24 protein-coding genes and 1 tRNA gene are annotated in these 20,873 nt (G+C 52.6%); 14 read left to right on the top strand and 11 right to left on the bottom strand.

What is annotated here, in order from left to right:
• Positions 1-33 precede the first annotated feature (33 nt).
• The 8 genes from HUN04_03360 to HUN04_03325 all read right to left on the bottom strand — a co-directional run bounded on the left by HUN04_03360 (position 34) and on the right by HUN04_03325 (position 6,406).
• On the bottom strand, positions 34-900 hold the full coding sequence (locus HUN04_03360; GenBank protein WDP88824.1) for a PDZ domain-containing protein: 867 nt from the start codon (positions 898-900) through the stop codon (positions 34-36).
• On the bottom strand, positions 897-1,460 hold the full coding sequence (locus tag HUN04_03355) for a type II secretion system protein M (GenBank protein ID WDP88823.1): 564 nt from the start codon (positions 1,458-1,460) through the stop codon (positions 897-899). The genes HUN04_03360 and HUN04_03355 overlap by 4 nt, the downstream gene beginning before the upstream one ends.
• On the bottom strand, positions 1,461-2,900 hold the full coding sequence (locus HUN04_03350; GenBank protein ID WDP88822.1) for a PilN domain-containing protein: 1,440 nt from the start codon (positions 2,898-2,900) through the stop codon (positions 1,461-1,463).
• Entirely contained in the window at positions 2,901-3,998 is a 1,098-nt protein-coding gene (locus HUN04_03345) for a general secretion pathway protein GspK (protein WDP88821.1), read from the bottom strand.
• Complete coding sequence (locus HUN04_03340) at positions 3,995-4,687, bottom strand: prepilin-type N-terminal cleavage/methylation domain-containing protein (protein WDP88820.1); 693 nt, start codon at positions 4,685-4,687, stop codon at positions 3,995-3,997. The genes HUN04_03345 and HUN04_03340 overlap by 4 nt, the downstream gene beginning before the upstream one ends.
• On the bottom strand, positions 4,674-5,078 hold the full coding sequence (locus tag HUN04_03335) for a prepilin-type N-terminal cleavage/methylation domain-containing protein (GenBank protein ID WDP88819.1): 405 nt from the start codon (positions 5,076-5,078) through the stop codon (positions 4,674-4,676). The genes HUN04_03340 and HUN04_03335 overlap by 14 nt, the downstream gene beginning before the upstream one ends.
• Entirely contained in the window at positions 5,065-5,622 is a 558-nt protein-coding gene (locus HUN04_03330) for a prepilin-type N-terminal cleavage/methylation domain-containing protein (protein WDP88818.1), read from the bottom strand. Before HUN04_03330 ends, HUN04_03335 begins: the two co-directional genes overlap by 14 nt.
• Positions 5,623-6,172: 550 nt before the next feature.
• On the bottom strand, positions 6,173-6,406 hold the full coding sequence (locus tag HUN04_03325; GenBank protein WDP88817.1) for a hypothetical protein: 234 nt from the start codon (positions 6,404-6,406) through the stop codon (positions 6,173-6,175).
• A 389-nt stretch (positions 6,407-6,795) separates the two neighbouring features.
• Here HUN04_03325 and HUN04_03320 point away from each other — a divergent pair, with 389 nt between their 5' ends.
• Both HUN04_03320 and HUN04_03315 read left to right on the top strand, forming a co-directional pair.
• Entirely contained in the window at positions 6,796-7,161 is a 366-nt protein-coding gene (locus HUN04_03320; GenBank protein WDP88816.1) for an STAS/SEC14 domain-containing protein, read from the top strand.
• 125 nt (positions 7,162-7,286) lie between these two features.
• Complete coding sequence (locus HUN04_03315; GenBank protein WDP88815.1) at positions 7,287-7,778, top strand: GFA family protein; 492 nt, start codon at positions 7,287-7,289, stop codon at positions 7,776-7,778.
• Between the two features lie 123 nt (positions 7,779-7,901).
• Here the strand turns inward: HUN04_03315 and HUN04_03310 are convergent.
• A tRNA-Lys gene (locus HUN04_03310) sits at positions 7,902-7,977 on the bottom strand.
• A 176-nt stretch (positions 7,978-8,153) separates the two neighbouring features.
• Here HUN04_03310 and hemL point away from each other — a divergent pair.
• The 12 genes from hemL (at position 8,154) to HUN04_03250 (ending at position 19,794) form a co-directional block, all read left to right on the top strand.
• Positions 8,154-9,440 carry a glutamate-1-semialdehyde 2,1-aminomutase gene (gene hemL / locus HUN04_03305; protein WDP88814.1) on the top strand — a complete coding sequence of 429 codons (1,287 nt, stop codon included), beginning with the start codon at positions 8,154-8,156 and terminating at the stop codon, positions 9,438-9,440.
• Positions 9,440-10,840, top strand: coding sequence for a UDP-N-acetylmuramate:L-alanyl-gamma-D-glutamyl-meso-diaminopimelate ligase (gene mpl, locus HUN04_03300; protein WDP88813.1), 1,401 nt, complete (start codon positions 9,440-9,442; stop codon positions 10,838-10,840). The genes hemL and mpl overlap by 1 nt, the downstream gene beginning before the upstream one ends.
• Positions 10,837-11,037 (top strand): hypothetical protein, encoded by a 201-nt coding sequence (locus HUN04_03295; GenBank protein ID WDP88812.1) that lies wholly within the window; start codon positions 10,837-10,839, stop codon positions 11,035-11,037. Before mpl ends, HUN04_03295 begins: the two co-directional genes overlap by 4 nt.
• A 3-nt stretch (positions 11,038-11,040) precedes the next feature.
• Positions 11,041-11,475: a hemerythrin family protein gene (locus HUN04_03290; protein WDP88811.1), complete on the top strand. Its 435-nt coding sequence runs from the start codon at positions 11,041-11,043 to the stop codon at positions 11,473-11,475.
• A gap of 77 nt (positions 11,476-11,552) precedes the next feature.
• Positions 11,553-11,816, top strand: a complete 264-nt coding sequence (locus tag HUN04_03285; protein ID WDP88810.1) for a hypothetical protein — start codon at positions 11,553-11,555, stop codon at positions 11,814-11,816.
• Positions 11,817-12,117: 301 nt separating this feature from the next.
• Positions 12,118-13,494 carry a cytochrome c biogenesis protein ResB gene (locus HUN04_03280; GenBank protein ID WDP88809.1) on the top strand — a complete coding sequence of 459 codons (1,377 nt, stop codon included), beginning with the start codon at positions 12,118-12,120 and terminating at the stop codon, positions 13,492-13,494.
• A 5-nt stretch (positions 13,495-13,499) separates the two neighbouring features.
• A complete protein-coding gene (gene ccsB, locus HUN04_03275; GenBank protein WDP88808.1) occupies positions 13,500-14,333 on the top strand; it encodes a c-type cytochrome biogenesis protein CcsB in 834 nt (277 codons plus the stop codon).
• 275 nt (positions 14,334-14,608) lie between these two features.
• Positions 14,609-15,292, top strand: coding sequence for a cytochrome c3 family protein (locus tag HUN04_03270; protein WDP88807.1), 684 nt, complete (start codon positions 14,609-14,611; stop codon positions 15,290-15,292).
• Between the two features lie 44 nt (positions 15,293-15,336).
• A complete protein-coding gene (locus HUN04_03265) occupies positions 15,337-17,445 on the top strand; it encodes a molybdopterin-dependent oxidoreductase (GenBank protein ID WDP88806.1) in 2,109 nt (702 codons plus the stop codon).
• Positions 17,446-17,479: 34 nt separating this feature from the next.
• Entirely contained in the window at positions 17,480-18,337 is an 858-nt protein-coding gene (locus HUN04_03260; protein WDP88805.1) for a 4Fe-4S dicluster domain-containing protein, read from the top strand.
• A gap of 30 nt (positions 18,338-18,367) precedes the next feature.
• Positions 18,368-19,621 carry a polysulfide reductase NrfD gene (nrfD, locus tag HUN04_03255; GenBank protein WDP88804.1) on the top strand — a complete coding sequence of 418 codons (1,254 nt, stop codon included), beginning with the start codon at positions 18,368-18,370 and terminating at the stop codon, positions 19,619-19,621.
• 14 nt (positions 19,622-19,635) lie between these two features.
• Positions 19,636-19,794 carry a hypothetical protein gene (locus HUN04_03250; GenBank protein ID WDP88803.1) on the top strand — a complete coding sequence of 53 codons (159 nt, stop codon included), beginning with the start codon at positions 19,636-19,638 and terminating at the stop codon, positions 19,792-19,794.
• 103 nt (positions 19,795-19,897) lie between these two features.
• Here HUN04_03250 and HUN04_03245 read toward each other — a convergent pair whose 3' ends face one another.
• Entirely contained in the window at positions 19,898-20,323 is a 426-nt protein-coding gene (locus HUN04_03245) for an Hsp20/alpha crystallin family protein (GenBank protein WDP88802.1), read from the bottom strand.
• A gap of 191 nt (positions 20,324-20,514) precedes the next feature.
• Positions 20,515-20,802: a hypothetical protein gene (locus HUN04_03240; GenBank protein WDP88801.1), complete on the bottom strand. Its 288-nt coding sequence runs from the start codon at positions 20,800-20,802 to the stop codon at positions 20,515-20,517.
• Positions 20,803-20,873: the final 71 nt, after the last annotated feature.

The following is a 20,873-nucleotide window of genomic DNA, read 5'->3' as shown; positions in this document are numbered from 1 at the left end:
GGCGGCATATAGGGGACAGGGAAAATCCATTCATCATTCATCTGCTCCTTTGTAAAATATCTCTTTTTCCTGTCCCCTTCTGGACAGGGTTATTTTAATTTCAAAATCGGGATCCAGTTCCCGGGCAAGCTCTTTGAGATCCTTTGGCGTGTTGATTTCAATATCATTGACGGTCTGGACGATATCGCCGTTGCGCAGGCCCATGGCCAGAAGCGGGGATCCCGGTCGTATACCGTATATCAGCAGGCCTTGGGGGGTGCCGTCCTTCATGTAAGGCCTGGACCTGAGCCGGCCCAGGGCCGCGCCGGGGGATGCGTCACCGGTCCCTGTTATATTGGGGGCGCCTGGGGCGGGCCCTGCTTTGGTTCCGGGCACCTTGCTGACGCGGTCCGGGGAGGATTTGGTTTCCGCTTCCAGCATCTGGTCCTTCCCGTCCAGGGTCAGAATGACCCGGTTCCGGGTGATCTTTTTTATTTCGGCCCCCATGATCCGGTCGCCGGTCCGGTAGAGATCCTGGGTTCGTGTTTTTTTATTTTCGATCACTGCCCAGTTGGCCTTCTGGTTTTTTCCTGCCACCGTGCCCCAGAGAACCAGTTTCAATGTGGTCTTTTCCGGCCGGGATTCGGCAGTGGGTGTCCCGGGGCTGGCCGCCCCCCCGGGCCGGTCTTTGTCCACGGCAACCTTAAATAAATTGCGCTGTACTACAACGGCCTGCCCCTTTATTCCGGGGACTCCCGGCCGGTGGGGAGACTCTGCAAGGGGACGGCTTGAAACCGCCGGGTTCTGGTCGGCAACTGCGGGAGAGGGCCGATGGACCTGATCCGGAAAAAAGATCATATACCCCTGCCAGGCGGCCAGGGTGGCCAGGACCAGGTGGACTATGAAGAAAACCGCCTTCATGCCCCCCCTCCTTTGGCCATTATTGTCTGGGCCTCAATTGTGGCGTCCAGAAGATTTCCCGTTTTGCCTGATTTGGTCAGGGATAGGGAAACGATGCGGATGCCGTTCTCCGGGGATTCCACCTTGCCCACAAAGCGGATAAAATCCCTTAGAACGATTTTTTTGAGTTTCAGCTTGACCACAGCCAGGGAAAAAGGCTGGTTGTCCAGCTCCCGGGAGTTGGGTTTCATATAGTCGATATGTTCTTTGACACCGCTTTGGGAGGCCTGCCGGTCCAGGAAGGAAAAGAGGGTGAAGCCTTTTTTGCGGTTCTTTATCAGGGCGGCGGCCTCCCGGTTGTCCGGGGCCATATCACGGTATTCCCTTTCAAGGATGCCGATCCGTTCCAGGGCGGCCTGTTCCGCGGCCAGGGTCCGGCCAAGGGCAATGTTTTTATCGTAGGCCGGCAGGTAGATGAACTGGATGCATACAAAGAGGACGGCCAGAATCCCTCCGCCTAAAACAATCTGTTTTTCCCTGGATGATAACCTTTCTGAAAAATTGTCTGTTAAGCTGCCCATTTAGATCTCCAGAATGAATTTAAATCTCACCTGTTTACCGGTTTTGTCGGCCGCTGCACTTTGGATGCTCACATTTTTAAACCGGGGGGATGCCTGGACCAGTCCTTTGATCCGGTCGACATGGTTGAAGTTTGCTGTCAGACCGGTAAGAACCAGCCGGTCATGGTTTAGGGCGAGCCGGGTAATCTCCACGTCGATGTCCCCGGGGATCCTGGCCGATAACTCGTGGAGAATCTCCATCACCCCGATCCTGGGCACTTGGGGCAGGGCCGTTGCCCCCTGTCCGGGCCGGGACAGGCGGGCCTGCTTGACCTTGGATTCCATGAGCATCAGGGGGGCGTGGGCCGGTACCGGGCCGGACCGGGGAAAGGTCCGTTGGTATACGGCCATGGAAGCCTTGCGCACGCTGGTTATCCGTGCATCCAGGGCTGAATTTTTCCGGTGGAGGTCAATTACCCCCAGGCCGAATACCAGAAGGGCCAGCACCAGGGTGGTGATAAGCCGCCCCTTATATTTGTTCCAGAAGGAGTTTGTCCGAAAGGGGCCCACACAGAAATTCAGCAGATGGGCGGGGCGGTGGTCCGCCGAGACCATCTCTTCCCAGGGCGGTACCGCCACTTCCTTTACCTGTAACGGCGGCCGGCCGGCTTCCTGAAGGGGGCGCCCGGCCTCTTTCAGAGCCGCGTTGATCCGATCCGCCAGGCCCTCTTCAGGTGCCTGGGAGGACAAAAATACCGGCAGCCCCCGGAGTGTTTCAGGGGCCAGGTTCAGCCTCACCCCGGCGCAGGCCAGGGTGGACCGGATTTCCCGTGCCAGGCTGGGCGCCGGATCGGATTCCATTTGTTTCAGCGCACGGACCATAATGGGAAATCCCTCTTTTACCAGGGTCAGGATGGCTTCGGTCCTGGTGTTGTGGATATAGAGTAATTCTGAATAATCCCGTTGTTCCCGTGCAAAGGCCAGGGCCTGGACAAGCCCCCTGGGGGTGATAACGGCGGGGGCGATACCCATGGCGGACAGGGCGGTGAAAATCCCCTGGATTTTTGTTTTCGCCAGGGTCCCGGTGAAGACCAGGTACAGATTCCCCTTGACCGGGTATTTTGACACATGGAAATCCTGGACCACGGGCGGGTCCGGATCGGGAAAAGAGGGGGTGAGTTCAAGGGGCAGGATTTGTCCCAGTTTCTTTTTGTCCTTAAAGGGAAGGCTGGTGTACCTGAACCATACCCAGTCCGGCGGCAGGGTCACCACCGCCTGCTTGCATTCCGAAAGGCCTGCTGCCGGGTCCAGCATTCCCAGGGCGGTGTCAAACTGCGATGCGCCGCTGTCGGTTTCCGGAAGGTCTTCAAAATTGATCCGGACAGGGGGGCTGCCGTCCCTTTGGTGGGGCGTACGGGCCGAAATGCCGGTTTCATCAATATCCAGATAGAGGCATGCCATCTAGTTGTCCTTTGTAACCTGCAGGATTCTGCATGACCATTTGTCCGTCAGCTTGTCTTTGGTTCGTCGGATCAATGCGTGGACGGTTGTTTGGGTTGAATTTTCCCTTGCCTTTGACCGGACCCTGAACAGGTCGGTATCGTAACGGATGAGGGCCTCGAAGGATTTTTTTTCCTCCTGGCTGAATCCGGCCATAAGGTCCGGCCATCCCCTATCAAGGGGATTTATGAACTCCCCGTCCTCGGTTTTTTCGATTCTATAGGAGACAAGGTCTTTTGCCAAGTCGATTTTGTCCCTGGGGAGCAGGGCGCGGATCACCGTTTCATTGGCCGTGTTGATATTCACCCTTTGGGAAAATGAGTAAAAGGCCTTGCCTGATTTTTCCGGGTCAATACCGTGGACCGTGATGGTTTCCTCCGGGATAACAACGGGTTCCGTTTCTTCTTGTTCCGCATCTCCCTTTGGGCCGGAATCAAAGAGTGCCGGGGAGACATCCTTGACCAGGAAAAGCTCCGAGATATGGGTGAAAGGCCCGTTGGCGCAGGTGTAGGGCGGATCAAGGGAAAGATAATAATCGGATTCGGCGCCGGATATGCCGGTGACGGCCTCGTCGTCCCTGTGGTCCATCCAGTCCAGTATGCTGTTCAGGATGGGCGCGGGGTCATCGGTCATTTCCAGAAAAAAATTTTCCCAGACCCTGAAGGCCTCGGGATTCAGTTCCCGGCCCGGGTGTTTTTTGATCAGGGCATTGAGGGGCAGCTTGCCCCGTTCGTCCCGGATGTCGATGGTCAGCTTTTCATTTGGGATCCCCAGCCCTTCGACGGCCCGGGCCAGCGCCCCGGGCCGGGCCCAGTCTTCCTGGACGGAATCGAGCTTCGTGGCTGCCCCGTCTTCGGCCAAGAGGGCCATGGCCAGATGGATACCGGTCATGGCCCTTTCCCGGGCCACCATCCGCTCGGCATCAATGGCCGAGGCCATGGCCAGGGTGCCTGTCTTTCTGGCCAGCCCAAGGGCCGCCACAAGAAGGATGGATATGACGGCCAGCACCGCCACCAGAGCCATACCGGAATTGTTCATTCTCTTTTGGCCCTGGTTCATTTTTCAACCCTCACCGGAATGGCCACCTGGGTTGATATCTTTCTGCTGCCCTGGTGCCGGCCCAGGGTGATTGCGATGCCAACCCGGGCCGGCAGCCCATAGTCAAGTTCTTCGTCCCGGGAATCCCAGCGGTCGTGGCCTTCTCCCTCAATATCGATAAAGGTCAAATCGAAGGATTCGATATCTTTGACCACCACAGGGTCGGTGCAGGGGGACGGCTGGTCTCTGTCGGGAAAATGAATTGGGGTATCGGAGCGGTGCAGATCCATACGTTCCCCATGGGCGGATACATAATAGACCAGCCCGGTGATGCCCAGGGGGCGGTCCGGGCTGCTGCGGAACTGCACCGGGCTGAGGGAGGTAAATTCCAGCCGCGAGAAGGCGCGGCCGTCGATCTGGTCAATGGCAGCGGCAAATCTGAATTTTTCCTGGGACTGGGCATCCTCGGTCCCGGTTTCCATCAGCCGGGGCGGCTGGAGGGCAAATACCTGCTCCAGGTCCGATACCAGGGTATCCAGCCCTGGGCCTGCATCCCTGCTTTTCTTTTCATAGTCCCTTATCATCCTGCTTGAGGCGGTAAAGGCGTTAAAGGAGGAGAACAGGGTCATCATCAGCCCGGAAAAAACGGCCAGGGCCACCAGGACCTCGACCAGGGTGAATCCTTTTGAATCCGGTTTATTTTTCAGCATCTGCAAACCGCCATGTCTCAATGGTGAACCGCCGCTCCCTGCCCGGGCTGTAAATATCAAGGGAAATCTTTTTTAATTGTTCGGCCCGGTCTTCGGATAGAAATTCCTCCATTCCGCCGTGGTCACCGGCGGATTCGAGTTCGCAGACCCAGGTGTAGCCTTGAAACTCGCCTGTAAATTCACCGGAGGTGTCATCGGGGTCATAATTTATTTCCGCCATTCCGGCGATCAGCTGGCGGGCCAGAAGCGGAGCGGCCGATTTAAAATGCCCGGCCTCGGCCAGGCCGACGGTGGATGACTGAAGTCTGAAAAGCGTGGCAAGAACAATGGCCAGTACGGCCAGGCTGACCATGATTTCCAAAAGGGTGAATCCTTTATTAGAGGCAGTCATTGAAGGTATAATTCCCCTGGATGATTTCCACTTCATATATAAAAGGATGGAGTCTCAGTGTGACGCTTCCATCTTTTGTGTTCATATGGATCAATGCCATATCCGAGATGCCCCTGTGCGAGACCCGGATGGTTGTGTCCTGCGGGTTCCGGCCCTCCTGATCGGGGAAGGCCACCCCGGAAAGGGAAAGTCCCTGCAGTCCGGTATCTGGCTGGCCGCTCCTGTCCCGGGGCGTGCCGCCCTCTTTTTTTTTTTCAGGGAGGGCCCATGCCCTGCCGGCCACCAGATCCAGGTGCAGGCGGTAATCCCGCTGTTCCCTGACCGCCTGGTGTTTAAGGGTTTCAATGAACCGGGCCAGGTGCCGCCCCGTTTCCCCTGTGTCCTGCGGGCCCTGGTCCGGAGCCTTAAAGAGGGGGATGGTAAAAAAGGCCAGCACCGACAGGATAAACATGACCACAATCAGTTCTATCAGGGAGAAACCGGATTGGATATTGTTGACATTACCGTGATTTAATACCGGTGTTTTTTTGGGGCCTTTGCGCAATTTTTGCACTCCGGTTCTGATCTTTTTTGTTTACCTGACGCTATTCCCGGCTGAAAACCGACCATCCGGTCTTAGTATAGAATAATCCAAAAGGCAATCCGTAAAAAATTGCGCTTTTGGATTTTTACGCAATCTTAATAATTTGAGAAAGAGAAAGCCGGTTATTCGATTTTGCATATTTGTTACATGTATAAAAAGAAAATGAAATAATTATTTTTAATTCCCGTTTCTGGAGTTGAAAAATATCGATCCTGCCCCGGGAACATGGAGACATGGTGAAGCCGTTGCCATTTGGGGGCGCGATGGGCTGGTGGCCAACCGGCTATTCCCCGCAGCGCCGCAAGTACCAGGGATTGCCTCCGAGTTATAGATCTGCTGTGGGGGAAGATCTTCCTGCGACTGATGAATGTCAGGGCCAAGAAAGAGGCGTTCATCAATCAGGACCGCCCATTGGCTGGCGTCGGTATTTAAAAACTTGTGATGACCGAAAGGCCGGGTATCTGTTTAATTACAAAAAATTTCGGTATTTAGATACCGGCGAATGTCCGGATTAACCTGAGCCTAATCCCCTGAAATATCTTCGCTCAAAATAGGTCCCCGTCTTGGGATCAAATACGGCATCCTTTTCATGGATGAGCCTGGCACAGTCAGTCCACGGACCGCAGGCCAGCACGACGGTATCCCCTAAATTAAATTTTTGATGGCAGGCTTCACACCCTCTTGCGTTGTATGTGTTGAGGATGTTTAAATCCACGATATATTTTTTGTCTGGACGGAATTCCATATCTGCCTCCTTTGGGTATCGCTGCTTAGGAAAGGGGTGAATGATCAACAGCCGTCCCCCGTATTAACGTCATTGTTTCCCCATTTGATTTAGGGAAGATTTACACCATTAAAATAAGGCCTGGATAAAACGTTTCAATAGTCCGCCAGAAATAAGAGGTGAATGATATTATTTGCTAAAGGTGCAGATTTCTGATTCATCATCCGTTCAATTTCCCCTTGCAAGTCTTGGCTGGGTAAGGATATCTTCAATTAAAATCAAATCTCAACATACCAGAAAACCGGTTACCGCAGAATTGAAAACTATGGCCCGTACAAAGGCATGGAAAATAGCATTTGTATGGAGAAAAATATCACTGCACTGGCCGATGATCAATGGGGAGGGGTGCCATGATAGAGATGATAGATATTGGCATGGCGGATGCCATCGCGTATCGAATAGACGGCAAGGTTACAGAGGATGAAATGAAAACAATACTTGCTGCTTTCAAAGAAAAAGCCCAGAAAAATGAAAAGTTAATAGTCTATCAGGAAGTGGTGAGTATTGGCGGGGCTGAGGTTGATGCATTGATAGAAAAATTTAAGTTCTTCCTCGAATTTGGGCTTTCCCATTTTAGCCGGATTGCCGTTGTCACGCATAAAAAATGGATACATAAGCTTGTGGATATAGAGGGTAAATTTCTTAAGGACATAGAAATGAGAGGGTTTCCAGAGGAAGAAAAAGAACAGGCGATTGCGTTTTTGAGAAATGGATAGGCGGCACTCCCTGAGAAATAATCACCTCGCCGATCAAAACTGAGTATGGAATTTTATCCAGGAATTCTAACATCAAATGATGGTATCATGCCCTGTGCTTATTTTAAATTCCAGGAGTATTGATAATGGAAAAATTATTCGGGCCAGAATATGCCTCACCGGAAGATACAGGGTTTCATCCAAAATACAAAGCCGCGTGCTTTTGCGGAGCTGTTCGTTATGAGGTGAGCGCTGATCCCGTGGATGCGAAAATTTGCCATTGCCGGACTTGCCAGAAATTACATGGTGCCCCTATGCAATGGGCTGCCATTTTCCACAAACGCCATGTGAGATTTACCGCCGGTTTGAAGCACCTGGTTTTTTACAATAGCGAGCAGGGCCGGCGTGAGAGAATTTTACCCTGCAAAATCAGCTGCAGCAGGTGTGGTGCCCCCATTGCCGATGAAGGGCGCAGGATGTGGCTTGCGTTCCCATCACTATTTGATTTCGGGTATCCAGCCAACGTACCGGACTCATTTAAACCAACATGCCATATTTTCTATGGCGCAAGGGTAATTGAAATTCAGGATAATCTGCCCAAATGGTCCGGACATAAAAATCATTCCAGACGCCTGTAGAAATCTCAATTTTTTTTGCCGAGGGGGCAGAAATTTTATAGAAAATTAATATGCTGAAACGGAAGGTCTCCCTAAAGCAAAAAAGGCTTTCAGCAAAACTGCTGAAAGCCTTTAGTATTCGAGTGGTGGGCCATCAAGGGGTCGAACCTTGGACCTACTGATTAAGAGTCAGTTGCTCTGCCAATTGAGCTAATGGCCCCCGAAAACAACGTGGGGGAAGATACCAGTGATTGAACGGGTTGTCAATGCTTTTTTTGATATTTTCCGGGGAGATTAAAAGATAAAGCGGTTGACCCCCCAAAGGCGAGTTTGATATATTGCAGTGTTTTGGGAAACCACTCTTGAATTTTACCATATATATAAGGAATACTCATTATGGGACTGACAACATCCAAGGATTTGTTTGAAGCGGCTAAACATCTGATTCCCGGCGGAGTCAACTCCCCTGTTCGGGCCTGCGGCTCGGTGGGCGGGGAACCTGTTTTCATTGAGAAAGGGGAGGGCAGCCGGCTATATGATGCGGACGGGAATTCCTATATTGACTATGTCCTTTCCTGGGGGCCGCTGATCCTTGGCCACCGTCCCCCCAAGGTCATTGATGCGCTGAAACAGGTGCTGGAGACCGGGACCAGTTTTGGGGCGCCCACGGCCCTGGAAACGGAGCTGGCCCAGCTGGTGGTGGATATGGTGCCCTCGGTGGATATGGTGAGGATGGTCAATTCAGGGACGGAGGCCACCATGAGCGCCATCCGTCTGGCCCGGGGGTATACGGGGCGGGATTTGATTGTGAAATTCGACGGGTGCTACCACGGCCATGCCGACACCCTGCTGGTGGCCGCCGGTTCCGGCATTGCCACATTGGGCATTCCCGGCAGCCCCGGGGTGCCCGAGGATGTGATCCGCAACACCCTGTCCATGACCTATAACGATATTGAAGGGCTTGAGGCGCTCATGGCTGAAAAGGGCGACCAGATCGCCTGTGTGATTCTGGAGCCGGTTGCCGGCAACATGGGTATGGTCCGGCCGAGGCAGGAATTTCTGGATACCCTGAGGGCCCTGACGGAAAAACATGGCATCCTGTTGATTTTTGACGAGGTCATGACCGGATTCCGGGTCGGGGGCAGGGGATGCGCCCAGGGCTATTTCAATATTACGCCGGACCTGACCTGTTTCGGCAAGGTCATCGGCGGCGGGCTGCCTGTGGGCGCCTACGGCGGAAAGCGGGAGATCATGGCGCAGATAGCCCCTGTGGGATCCATTTACCAGGCCGGCACCTTGTCGGGAAACCCCCTGGCCATGGCCGCCGGCATCGCCACCCTGACGGCCCTCAAGGATGACGCCGTATACGAGGAAATGGACCGGCGGGCAGACAAATTGATCATCGGCCTCAAGGAAGCCGCCGATGCCGCCGGTATCCCCCTGCAGGCCGGGCACATCGGTTCCATGGCCGGGTTCTTTTTCACGGACCGGGAAGTATACAACTTTGACCATGCCAAAACCTGCGACCTGGACCGGTTTGCCAAATTCTACAGGGGCATGCTGGCCAAGGGGATCTACCTGGCGCCCTCACAGTTTGAAGCCTGCTTTATTTCTGCCGCCCATACCGATGCCGATATCGAAGAGACTGTGGCGGCGGCCCGGGCGGTGATGGCGGAGCTTTAATGGGGGATAGCATAAAAAGAATCCATCTCACCGCCGCCTGCGGTACGGGAATGGGCACCCTGGCCTGCATCTTAAAGGAGATGGGCTACGAGGTGACCGGATCGGACCAGAATGTCTATCCGCCCATGAGCGATTTTCTGGCGGAAAAGGGGATCCGGCTTTTTTCCGGGTTTGATCCGTCCAATATCAGTTCGGAGGCACCGCCGGACCTGGTGATCATCGGCAATGCCGTGAGCCGGGACAACCCCGAGGCCCAGGCGGTGATGGAACGGAAAATTCCCTATATGTCCATGCCCCAGGCGGTGAACCGGTTTATTGCCGGAGACAAAAAGATTATCCTGGTCACGGGCACCCACGGCAAAACCACCACCTCATCCATCATGGCCCATCTGCTGGAGACCGCAGGGCTTTCCCCCTCTTTTATGATCGGGGGGATTTTAAAGGATTTCAATTCTTCCTTTAAAATCGGTGGGGGCGATTATATGGTGATCGAAGGGGATGAGTATGATACGGCTTTTTTTGACAAAGAGCCCAAGTTTATGCATTATGATCCCCATATCACCATTATGACGGGTATTGAATTTGACCATGCCGATATTTTCAGGGACCTGGATCATATCTGTGAAAAGTTCGGGCAACTGGCGGCCAAAATCAAGGAGAGCAGTCACATTATTGCCTGTTCGGAGAATGAAACCCTGAACCGGGTGCTGGCAACGGCAGGAGCCCGGGCGGAAACCTACGGAGATGGCGGCGACTGGAAAATTACGGCCCACGAAACCGCCCGGGGCAGGACACTGGCCTGTATCGACGGCCCGGCCGCAAGCGTTGAACTGGATACCCCCCTCCAGGGCCGGCATAATATGATGAACGCTGCGGCCTGCATTGCGGCGGCCCGGCGGCTGGGGATTTCTCCAAAAGATATCGTCCAGGGGCTGAATACCTTCTCTGGGGTTAAGCGGCGCCAGGAGATCCGTGGCCTATGCAGAGGGATCACGGTGATGGATGATTTTGCCCACCATCCTTCGGCGGTAAGGGAAACCCTTGCCGCAGTTAAGCCCTTTTACCCTGAGGGCCGGGTGGTGGCCGTGTTTGAGCCACGGACCAACACCAGCATGCGAAATATTTTTCAAAGTGAGTACCCCAAGGCCTTTGACGGGGCGGACATGGTCTGCATCTGTACGCCCGGGGTGAAAAAGAATATACCAGAAGAGCAGCGGTTTTCACCGGCCCGCCTGGCGGAAGATATCAGAGACCGGGGGATTGCTGCCCGACATTTTGATACGCCGGACCAGATCATGGATTTTCTGGTGCCTGAACTGAGTTCTGGTGATCTGGTCCTGATCATGTCCAACGGAGGGTTCGGCAACATCCATGAACGGTTGCTGGAGCGGTTGGCTTGAAACGGGCCATAATACGAATTGCCGGTATCGGCATTTTTCATATGTTTTTGTACGGATACCTGGTTCCCTTTGTAATTTACCCCAGGTTCGGCAGCAACGGACTGACCTTTGCCGTGATTGTGGCGGTGCTGGTTTCCATTGCAGTGCTGGGGACCTTGTGGGTGGGGAAAACCGGGAAGAAAAATAAAGGAGATTAGCCCATGGCGGAAAAAATCCAATGGGATGAAAAATACAGTGTGGATGTTCCTGAACTGGACGAATACCAGAAGGAGCTTTTTGATAAATTTAACGACCTCATTGAGATGCGGGCCGCAAAAAAGATGGATGCCAAGGCGGCGACCAATTTGATTTCCGATCTCAATGATTACAGCAAGATGTTTTTTGCAAAAGAAGAACGGATTCTGAAAAGAAAAGGATATCCGGACCTTGAGCCCCATTCCAAGGCCCATCGCCAGTTTATTAAAAATTCCATCAGCCTCAGGCGGGAGATTGCCGAGGATATCAATAATCTGACCATGGATATTATTATTGAACTCAGGGACTGGCTGGTGGACCATATCGAAACCAGTGATGCTTTGTATGTGCCCTTTCTCAGGATTAACCAGTATATCGAAGACGCCAATAAGAAAAATTAAAGGAATACATCACGATTGACGATATCTTAGTAAGGCTGTAGGAAAAGAGATGGTCTAACTCGGATATGTGGTGTATCATGGTTTTTGACTATAAAATTATACCTGTAAAAAACGAGATCCTGAATTCTCCCCATGAGATCAAAGGGTTTTCCGGGAAACGGAAGACGGTATCGCGAAAACTCAAAAAGGACCGCCGCAAGGCAAAACTGGACCGGCGGAAAGGGGTGAGAGACGGGGTTATTGTTAATCTCTCATTCAGACATGACCGGCGAAAAGGCGGCGACCGCCGAAGGGCGCAGGGGGCAACACCGCGCAATGCCGCCAGGGGTATTATCGCCTAGCGCCGGCAGGTTGTTTCTTTGTTCTTATATATTTGTTCTTTAAAAACAGACCGCGGGGGGCATCCCTCAGCGGTCTGTTTTTCCGTTTGTTTTTCTTTTTATTCCAAGATTACCAATTAATCATCTTTGCAAAACCGATTTACCCGCCAAGGGTGTTGATGGTATAAATAGCCCGTTTTTTTGAATTTCTCTTTTTGCAGCGGCTGCAAACAAGGGGTGTTCTTCAGGTTGGGGCAGGGCCCGCCAAGGGATGCTGCGCCGGCATATGGGAATTAACCGGTAAACAGGTGAAAGAATTATTTTGAAGAAACAAAACACATTTTCAGATCAAGTCTGGATGTTCTTTGCATCGGTGAAGCTTTCGGTGTACACGCTGGTGGTTCTGGCCGTGACATCCATCATCGGGACCATTGTGCTTCAGAACGGCAGCCCCCAGGCCTATATCAAGCTTTACGGCGAGGGGGGGTACAACCTGATAAAGGTGCTGGGCATTGATGATATGTACCAGGCCTGGTGGTATCTTGGATTACTCCTTTTACTTTGTATCAACATCGTGGTCTGCTCCATAGAACGGCTTACCAAAACCTGGAAGATCCTTTTTCCAAAGAAAATTTCAGTCAATCCCAACCGGTTTGCGGGCTCAAAAAACAGGCAGAATATTGAATGGTCCAATGGCGGTGGAAAGGATAACGCCGAAGTGTCAGCGGCCTGCAAGGCTTTTTTGAGCAAGCGGGTGGGCCGGGTGATTGAGGTGGAGACAAATGAGGGAAAAGTGCTTTATGCGGAAAAAGGGCGGTGGACCCGGCTGGGTGTTTATGTGGTCCATGCCAGTGTTCTCCTTCTGCTGGCCGGTGCCCTCATCGGGGCGGTGTTCGGGTTCAAGGCCAGCCTCCGGCTGGACGAAGGCCAGTCTGCGGATACGGTATTTGATTCCAAAACCCGGATGCCCATCAAGCTGCCGTTTACAATCAGATGCAATGACTTTCATGTGAAATTTTATGATACCGGAGCGCCCGAGGAGTTCCGTTCCAACCTGACCATCAGTGAAGGGGGCAAAGAGAGCTTTACCAAGGATATCCGGGTGAACCATCCCTTAAGGTATAAAGGGATTAATATTTTTCAGGCCTCCTACGGAACGGCGTCCCCCAATGAGGCGGTGTTTGAAATCACGGATACCCTTACCCAAAAGGGCGGTGTCTACACCATTAAAACCGGTGACAGCGTTGAACTGCCCGGCGGACAGGGGACCTTTAAATTTGAAGGATTTCTTCCCCATTTCGATTTCAGGGGCCACAATCTGGGCGATGCCTTTTTCGGTCGGGTGGCCGTGACGGGCAAGGAGAGTGTTCAGATTGCCCTGCCCACCAAGTTCCCCACCTTTGACAAGATGCGGAAAGGACAGTTCACCGTTGTAGTCAAGTCCTTTGACCAGGCCCATTACACCGGCCTCCAGGTGACCAAGGACCCCGGGGTATGGTATGTGTATGCGGGCTTTCTGCTGATGATCATCGGCTGCTGGGTGACCTTTTTCATGTCCCACCAGTCCGTGTGTATCGGCCTTGAGGATAACCGGGCCGGCGGCGGACCCCGGGTGTGGATCTCCGGCAAATCCAATAGAAATGCCCAGGGTATGACCCTGAAAATCAAAAAACTTGCAAATATATTAAAGGAAAGTTAAGGCAAATGAACCATTCTTTACTTTTATCTGCGGCAACATTTATTTACGCCCTGGCATCGGTATTTTATATCGGCTCATTCTCCTTTAAGAAAAAGGTGCTGGCAAAGCTCGGGTTCTGGGTGATTGTCATCGGGCTTCTGGCCAATACCGGCGGCATTATCCTTAGGTGGGTGGAATCCTATCAGATGGGGTACGGCCATGCCCCGTTTTCCAATATGTACGAGTCCCTGGTGTTCTTCTCCTGGACCGTGGCGGCCCTTTACGTGTTCGTGGAGCTCAAATACAAGGAGAGTATTATCGGGGTATTTGTCTCTCCCCTGATTTTTCTGGCCATTGCCTATGCCTCCTTTGACCCCTCCATTTCATCCAAGATCAGCCCCCTGATCCCGGCCCTGAAATCCAATTGGCTGATTGCCCATGTCATCACCTGTTTCCTTGGCTATGCCGGATTCGGGCTGGCCTTTGGGTTCAGCTTCATGTACTTCATCAAGCCCAAGAATCCCAATGTGGAATCCATTTTTGCCAAGCTGCCGGACTGGGATGTGATCGATGAACTGACCTATCAGATGATCGTTTTTGGATTCCTTTTTCTGACCATCGGTATTATCACCGGTTCGGTCTGGGCCAACTCCGCCTGGGGCAAATACTGGTCCTGGGACCCCAAGGAGACCTGGTCCCTGATTACCTGGTTTGTTTATGCCATTTTCCTTCATCTGCGGCTGATGCGCGGATGGCACGGCGCAAAACTGGCCATCGTTTCCATTTTCGGGTTTGTGGCGGTCCTTTTTACTTATTTTGGGGTAAATTATCTGCTTTCCGGGCTCCACAGTTACGGATAGACAACTGAAACGCAATCATAACATCCGGAAAACACAGGTGGAAAAAAGGGAGATCCAAAGCGGATTCTCCCTTTTTTTGTGGGCGTTTCACCCCTTTACCGGCCCTTAATTATTCTTGACAAGAAATCAAGATATTAATATAGATGATCGAATCGTGTATCTTGGACGTATTGCGGGTATGCAAAAGGTTGCAGCCTGCACAAAGATATGGCCGGACGGGGGTTCGGTCAAAGAGGTTATAGTAACATCAACTTATTAACATTGATGGAGTTTTCATGAGCGAAATAGAAAACAAAGCTGAAAATGGTTCCATGGATGGTGCAGGGGAATGCACTGCCGGTGACCCGAAAGATGACAAAGGCCTGGGGCTGGGCGTCATTTTTTTTATGGGAGCGTTTCTGATCTGCTTCCTTTCCGGCTGGCTGCTGTTTCCCAAGCTGCTTTACTCGAAAAAAGAGCAGCCGTTTAATTTTGACCACGCCCTTCACACCGGGGAAGCAGGGGATTGTGAATCCTGCCATTTCCTCAGGGAAGACGGTACGTTCTCAGGTATCCCCAATCTGGAGTCCTGTATGGAATGCCATACGGACGAGCCCATGGGAGAGACTGAAGACGAAGCCGTTTTCTGCGAGGAATACGTGGCAAAGGAAAAAGAAGTTCCCTGGTTGGTCTATGCCAGACAGCCGGACTGTGTTTACTTTTCACATGCCGCCCATATCATGGGCGAGAATGCAAAAGGTAAAATTGACTGCATAACCTGCCATGGCCACATTGGCGAATCCACCACATCAAGACCCTATGAAGAAAACAGAATCACCGGATACAGCCGGGATATCTGGGGCAAGAACATCTGGGGAATCAAAAAGAATTCCTGGGATCGGATGAAGATGGATGACTGCGCAGAGTGTCACGTGGAAATGGACGGCCACAAAGGCTACTGCTTCCAGTGCCACAAATAAGGCGCCTCAAGATCGAGAATTTCAAATTTTATAAAGGATGACTTATGAAAATTGATAGACGAAGCTTCTTGGGATTGGGACTTGGCGCAGCTGCGGGTATTGCGGTTTCCCCTGTGGGGGTGAAGCTGACAGATGATTCTTCCATCTGGACCCAGAACTGGCCCTGGACCCCGGTTCCCGAAGACGGTGAAATAACCTATGAAAATTCAGTCTGCAGCCTCTGTCCCGGAAGCTGCGGCATCAGTGTTAGAAAAATCAAGGGGCGGCCCGTGAAAATCGAAGGGGACGAAAACTGCCCCATCACCGGCGGCGGTGCCTGCCTCCACGGTATTGCCGGACTGCAATACCTCTATGATCCCGCCCGGGTTAAAACCCCCCTGCGCAAGAACGGGAAACGCTTTGAACCCATTTCCTGGGAAGAGGCCATTTCCACAGTGGCCGGAAAGCTGGGTGAGATCCGTGAAAACGGTTCCGATACCCTGGGGCTGATCACCGGCGGCGCCCAAGGTTCCATGACCGGCATGTTCAGGCGGTTCCTGGATGCATTCGGTTCCTCAAATGCATTTGCCATGCCCAGCCTGGATGCCAACCTGGAACTGACGGCCCAGACCCTGCACGGTGCCGGAAAAACCCTGGGATTTGACCTTGAAAACTCCGATTTTGTCCTGAGCTTCGGCGCTGGGCTCCTTGAAGGCTGGGGATCCCCAGTGGCCTGTTACAAGGCCAATTCTTCCAGGAAAGAACGCCATGGCAAACTCTACCAGATTGAGCCCCGGCTCTCCAATACCGCTGCCAATGCCGACAAGTGGATTCCCTGCAAACCCGGCACAGAGGCGGACCTGGCCCTGGGGATCTGCGCGGTGCTGCTGAGCAAGAACCTCTTTGCCCCGGGTGTTTATCCCGGCGGCCTGAACCGGTTCACCGCCAATGTAACCAAACAATACTCCCCGGAGAATGTTGAGGCCATCACCGGCGTCAAGGCCGCGGATATTGAAAAGCTGGCCGTTGAATTTGCCAATGCCAAAAATGCCGTGGCCATCCCCGGACGGGGCAGGGGAGACCAGGGACAGAGCCTGCGGGAATTTGCCGCCGTTCAGACCCTTAACGCCCTCACCGGTCGCCTGAACAAAAAGGGCGGTGTGTTTATTTTCGACAAGGAGAGCTATCTTTCCTTCCCCGAAGCCGCCATGGACGAGATTGCCGAAGCCGGCGCCGGAAAAGACAAACAGGCTGCATCCCTGGATGAACTGGTCACAAAGATCAACGCTTCCGATGCACCGCTGCTCAATGCGCTTTTTGTATACAATGCCAATCCCTGCTACGCCCTGAGGGATCCCAAGCGGGTAAAAGACGCCTTTAAAAAGGTTCCCTTTGTGGTGAGCTTCTCCTCTTACCTGGATGAAACCGCCATGGAAGCCGATGTGATTCTGCCGGCCTCCACCTTCCTGGAACGGATGGAAGATGTACCCTCCGGCGGCGGCCTTGCCAAACAGGTGGTCGGATTGGCCCGCCCCATGGTGAACCCGGTTTTTGATACCAAAAACCCGGGCGATGCTTTGATCGCACTGGCCCAGGCCATGGGCGGCACCATTGCCGAGAGTTTTGAATGGGAAACCTATGAGGAAGCCCTGGAGGCAATTGCAGAAAGCGTCTGGGAAACCCTGTCCGAAGAGGGTTACGCCGTGGTTGCCGAAGGCAACCCCGAAGGGATTCCCACTACCAACTTCGCATATATGGCCGACATGCCTGACGCCGTACAGGCACAGGGCGACGGCAAACTGATCCTGATGCCCATCGACAACATGCGCCTGACAGGGGCATCCTCTCCCTTTGCGGTGAAGACCGTTTCCGACAAGGTTATCGCCGGCAAGGACGTGGTGGTTGAAATCAACCCGGCCACAGCTAAGGGGCTCAAAGACGGCGGTGATGCCGTGATCACCACCCCCGTTGGCAAGGCAAAGGTAAAAGTCTTTCTCAACGAAGGCATGATGCCGGGTGTCATCGGAATGGCAAAAGGCCTGGGACACACCTATGACAATCCCTATGTGGCCGGCAAGGGCGTGAACGTGAACGACCTTATCGCCCCGGTGATTGAACCCGGTTCGGGATTGGATGCCGCCTTTGGAATCACGGCTTCAATTTCCAAAGCCTAATGACACGGATATAGAAATCTTTTAAGAGGTTCTGATGATACATAATACAAAAGCACATAAGTTCGGAATGTTGATTGATCTGGACAAATGCACCGGATGCGGTTCCTGCATGGTGTCGTGCATGGCGGAGAACAACGTTCCGTTTAAAGAAGATGAATCCCGGAAAAAGGACAGCATCACCTGGATGCGGGTCTATAAGCTGACCAACGGCAAGTCCTTTCCCGATACAGAAGTGGTATACATGCCCCGGCCCTGCCAGCACTGCAGCGGCATCGGCGACCACGGCCATTCCCCCTGCGTCTCCGTATGCCCGGCAACCGCCACCGACTACGGGTACGACACCGGAATTGTCAGCCAGATATACACCCGTTGCTTCGGCTGCCGGTACTGCATGGGTGCCTGCCCCTACCATGCCAGGTATTTTAACTGGTGGGATCCCAAATGGCCCGAAGGCATGGAAAACTACCTGAGCCCCAATGTCTCTCCCCGTATGCGCGGGGTCGTTGAAAAATGCTCCTTCTGCTACCACAGATACCAGCTGGCCAAGGACAAAGCCTATGCGGAGGAACGGGAAATTGAAGAGATGGAATACCAGACCGCATGCACCACGGCATGCCCGGCCGGTGCCATCACCTTCGGCGACCTGAACAACCCCGCCCACAAGGTTACCCAGATCGTTAAACCCGATCCCCATCCGGTTCCCGGCAACCCCAAGGTTGTTGGGAAATCAAGAAATCCCAAGGTTTTCAGGCTGCTTGAGCGTCTGGGAACCAACACCAAGGTCTACTACATGTCCGAGCGTGAATGGGTGAGGAAAGCCGGCGATAACTATCTTGACGGCGAATGGGATAAGGTAAAGAACCATCATGGGGCTGAAACCTCCCATGGTTAACCATCCAAAAGACTCAAGGAGTAATTAAATATGGATTCTGCATTAATACCTGAAGGCGCAAAACGGTGCGAGTTTCCGAAGTTTATGCTCGGAATAGCCGTCGTGGGTGCCGTACTGCTCTGGGGCGTTTATGCCATGTTCCTCTGTTGGTTCAAGGGGCTGAACCAGACCAACATGAACGACTATTACGGGTTCGCCCTCTGGATCTGGGCCGACCTTGCCGTCATTGCCATCGGCGGCGGCGCTTTTTTCACCGGCCTGCTCAAGTATATTTTTAAAATTGACGAGCTGAAGAATATTATCAACTTTGCCGTAATCATCGGGTTTATCTGCTACTCTTCCGCCCTTTTGATTCTGGCCATTGATATCGGACAGCCCCTGCGCGGCTGGTTCATCTTCTGGCATGCCAACGTGCATTCCATGCTCACCGAGGTGGCCTATTGTCTCTCCTGCTATTTTGCGGTTCTGACAATCGAGTTCATTCCCAATATTCTGGAAAACCGCCAGCTCAATAAGGTGTCCTTTTTCCATCACCTGGCTCACAACATGCACGGTGTCATGGCCATCTTTGCCGCCACCGGCGCGTTTTTGAGCTTCTTCCACCAGGGTTCCCTTGGCGGTGTCGCCGGCGTTATGTTCGGCCGCCCCTTTGCCGTCCGCGAAAGCCTGCTGATCTGGCCCTGGACCTTTTTCCTTTTTACCTGGTCTGCTGCGGCCTTCGGCCCCTGCTTCACGCTTCTTGTGACCAAGATCACCGAAGCCATTACCGGGAAAAAACTGGTGGGAGACAAGACCGTCCACCTGCTGGCCAAAATTTCCGGCTGGATGATCACCACCTATATGGTTGCCAAGATTATTGATACCATTTACTGGGCAACGGTAACCGCACCTTCCCTGGGCTTTACCCTGGACCACTTTTACAGCAACAACGCCTTCTACGGCTACTGGATCCTCTTTGCCGAGCTCATCGTCTGCGGCCTGGTTCCCGGACTGATGCTGGTGGTCAAGAGTACCCGTGAAAACCCGAAGATGCGGCTCATCGCCATCATCCTGGGCGTCATCGGTGTCTGCCTGAACCGGTGGGTCATGGTTCTCCAGGTGTTTGCCGTACCTGTTATGTCCTTTGATAACTGGGCGCTGTACATCCCGTCCTGGCAGGAAGTGGCCACCACCGTTCTGCCCGTGGCTTACGGTATCATACTGATTGCCGTCTCTTACAGGTACCTGCCGGTATTCCCCCAGGAACTGGAACTCAACAAGCCTGCTGAAGCAGCGGCTGAATAAAAAGGAGAGTACTTATGTTTCCGTTTTGTTTTGAATGGGCCTGGGATGTCGGCCATGCCGTTTTCTTCGGCGGGTTCTGGTATGCCATCTCCATCCTTGGTGCCGGCCTGACCTTTTGTTTTATCAAGGCCGCCTATGACACCATCAATGACAGTGGGGATTCCCACCATTAAGAGTTGCTGATCCGGCAGTTACTGCCGGATCAGGTGTATAGTAAAAGCGCATCCTGCTGCCCGGTCCGATGGGACCGGGTTTAGGGATGCGCTTTTTTTGGGGTTAGTTTACAGTAATCTGTTTAGTTTCTTCTTTAGCGGTATCTTTTTTCAGGATAACTTTGAGGACCCCGTCCATGTATTCTGCAGTCACATCGTCGGTGATGATGTCGTCCGAGAGGGTAAAGGCCCGTTTAAAGCTGCCGTATCTTCTTTCCCGCCTGTAGTAGTTGTCTTTCTTTTCTTCCTCTTCAAATTTCCGTTCTCCGGAAATGGTCAGGACCTTGTCTTCAATGTTGACGGAGATATTCTCCTTTTTCATGCCGGGCAGTTCCACATTCAGTTCCACCCTGTTTTCCCTGTTGATAATGTCCACTGCGGGAGAGAAACACTGGGGGGCCGCCTTGGGGGCGGCGTCGTTGAAAAAGTCGTCAAAGGCATTTTTAAACAGGGTCATTTCATTGAAAGGGTTATATCTGACAAGTCTCATGGTTTTCTCCTTATGTTTAGTTAGTGGACTTATTTGTTTTGTCCTTACGTTGAAAGAAAATTAACCATATAATATGCAGTGTCAATACGAATAATCTTAATTTTATTATTTATTACTAAAAGGATTTTTTCTTAAATAGTAATATAGTTCGTGCGTGAAACGGAGAGGAGGGTGGCCGAACGGGTGTTAAACTAGTGCTTTTTGGCCGCCAGGACCCAGATTAATGCCCAGGCCAGGGCGACGGGGAGGAGGCCTGCAGACAGGTACAGAACAATATTGCCCTGCCAGGGCTTGAGTACCAGTGCGGAAACGGCGGGATATAGGACAGATATTGCAATCCCGGCCCTCAGTTTCATACTCAGGGATTTAGCGGCGGTTTTTTTGCTTTTTGCTGCCGGGGCCGGCTTGAACATCCTGGGCAGGATGAGGATGCCGCTGATCAACAGAATAAGAACCAGGATTTCACTGATACCGGTCAATGGATTTTTCCTCTATTAAGGCGTTGGATCATAAGGGATTCTTATGGCAATTTTTACCAATTTTGTCAATC

It is taken from the genome of Desulfobacter sp. (assembly GCA_028768525.1).
Classification (GTDB): domain Bacteria; phylum Desulfobacterota; class Desulfobacteria; order Desulfobacterales; family Desulfobacteraceae; genus Desulfobacter.
The sequence above is the reverse complement of the archived record's forward strand: the minus strand, read 5'-3'. Positions and strand labels throughout refer to the sequence as shown.

Excerpts from the sequence above, each read along its gene's own strand:
- HUN04_03360 (WDP88824.1), bottom strand. The coding sequence starts at position 900 with ATGAAGGCGGTTTTCTTCATAGTCCACCTGGTCCTGGCCACCCTGGCC.
- HUN04_03355 (WDP88823.1), bottom strand. The coding sequence starts at position 1,460 with ATGGGCAGCTTAACAGACAATTTTTCAGAAAGGTTATCATCCAGGGAA.
- HUN04_03350 (WDP88822.1), bottom strand. The coding sequence starts at position 2,900 with ATGGCATGCCTCTATCTGGATATTGATGAAACCGGCATTTCGGCCCGT.
- HUN04_03345 (WDP88821.1), bottom strand. The coding sequence starts at position 3,998 with ATGAACCAGGGCCAAAAGAGAATGAACAATTCCGGTATGGCTCTGGTG.
- HUN04_03340 (WDP88820.1), bottom strand. The coding sequence starts at position 4,687 with ATGCTGAAAAATAAACCGGATTCAAAAGGATTCACCCTGGTCGAGGTC.
- HUN04_03335 (WDP88819.1), bottom strand. The coding sequence starts at position 5,078 with ATGACTGCCTCTAATAAAGGATTCACCCTTTTGGAAATCATGGTCAGC.
- HUN04_03325 (WDP88817.1), bottom strand. The coding sequence starts at position 6,406 with ATGGAATTCCGTCCAGACAAAAAATATATCGTGGATTTAAACATCCTC.
- HUN04_03320 (WDP88816.1), top strand. The coding sequence starts at position 6,796 with ATGATAGAGATGATAGATATTGGCATGGCGGATGCCATCGCGTATCGA.
- HUN04_03315 (WDP88815.1), top strand. The coding sequence starts at position 7,287 with ATGGAAAAATTATTCGGGCCAGAATATGCCTCACCGGAAGATACAGGG.
- hemL (WDP88814.1), top strand. The coding sequence starts at position 8,154 with ATGGGACTGACAACATCCAAGGATTTGTTTGAAGCGGCTAAACATCTG.
- mpl (WDP88813.1), top strand. The coding sequence starts at position 9,440 with ATGGGGGATAGCATAAAAAGAATCCATCTCACCGCCGCCTGCGGTACG.
- HUN04_03290 (WDP88811.1), top strand. The coding sequence starts at position 11,041 with ATGGCGGAAAAAATCCAATGGGATGAAAAATACAGTGTGGATGTTCCT.
- HUN04_03285 (WDP88810.1), top strand. The coding sequence starts at position 11,553 with ATGGTTTTTGACTATAAAATTATACCTGTAAAAAACGAGATCCTGAAT.
- ccsB (WDP88808.1), top strand. The coding sequence starts at position 13,500 with ATGAACCATTCTTTACTTTTATCTGCGGCAACATTTATTTACGCCCTG.
- HUN04_03270 (WDP88807.1), top strand. The coding sequence starts at position 14,609 with ATGAGCGAAATAGAAAACAAAGCTGAAAATGGTTCCATGGATGGTGCA.
- HUN04_03265 (WDP88806.1), top strand. The coding sequence starts at position 15,337 with ATGAAAATTGATAGACGAAGCTTCTTGGGATTGGGACTTGGCGCAGCT.
- HUN04_03260 (WDP88805.1), top strand. The coding sequence starts at position 17,480 with ATGATACATAATACAAAAGCACATAAGTTCGGAATGTTGATTGATCTG.
- nrfD (WDP88804.1), top strand. The coding sequence starts at position 18,368 with ATGGATTCTGCATTAATACCTGAAGGCGCAAAACGGTGCGAGTTTCCG.
- HUN04_03250 (WDP88803.1), top strand. The coding sequence starts at position 19,636 with ATGTTTCCGTTTTGTTTTGAATGGGCCTGGGATGTCGGCCATGCCGTT.
- HUN04_03245 (WDP88802.1), bottom strand. The coding sequence starts at position 20,323 with ATGAGACTTGTCAGATATAACCCTTTCAATGAAATGACCCTGTTTAAA.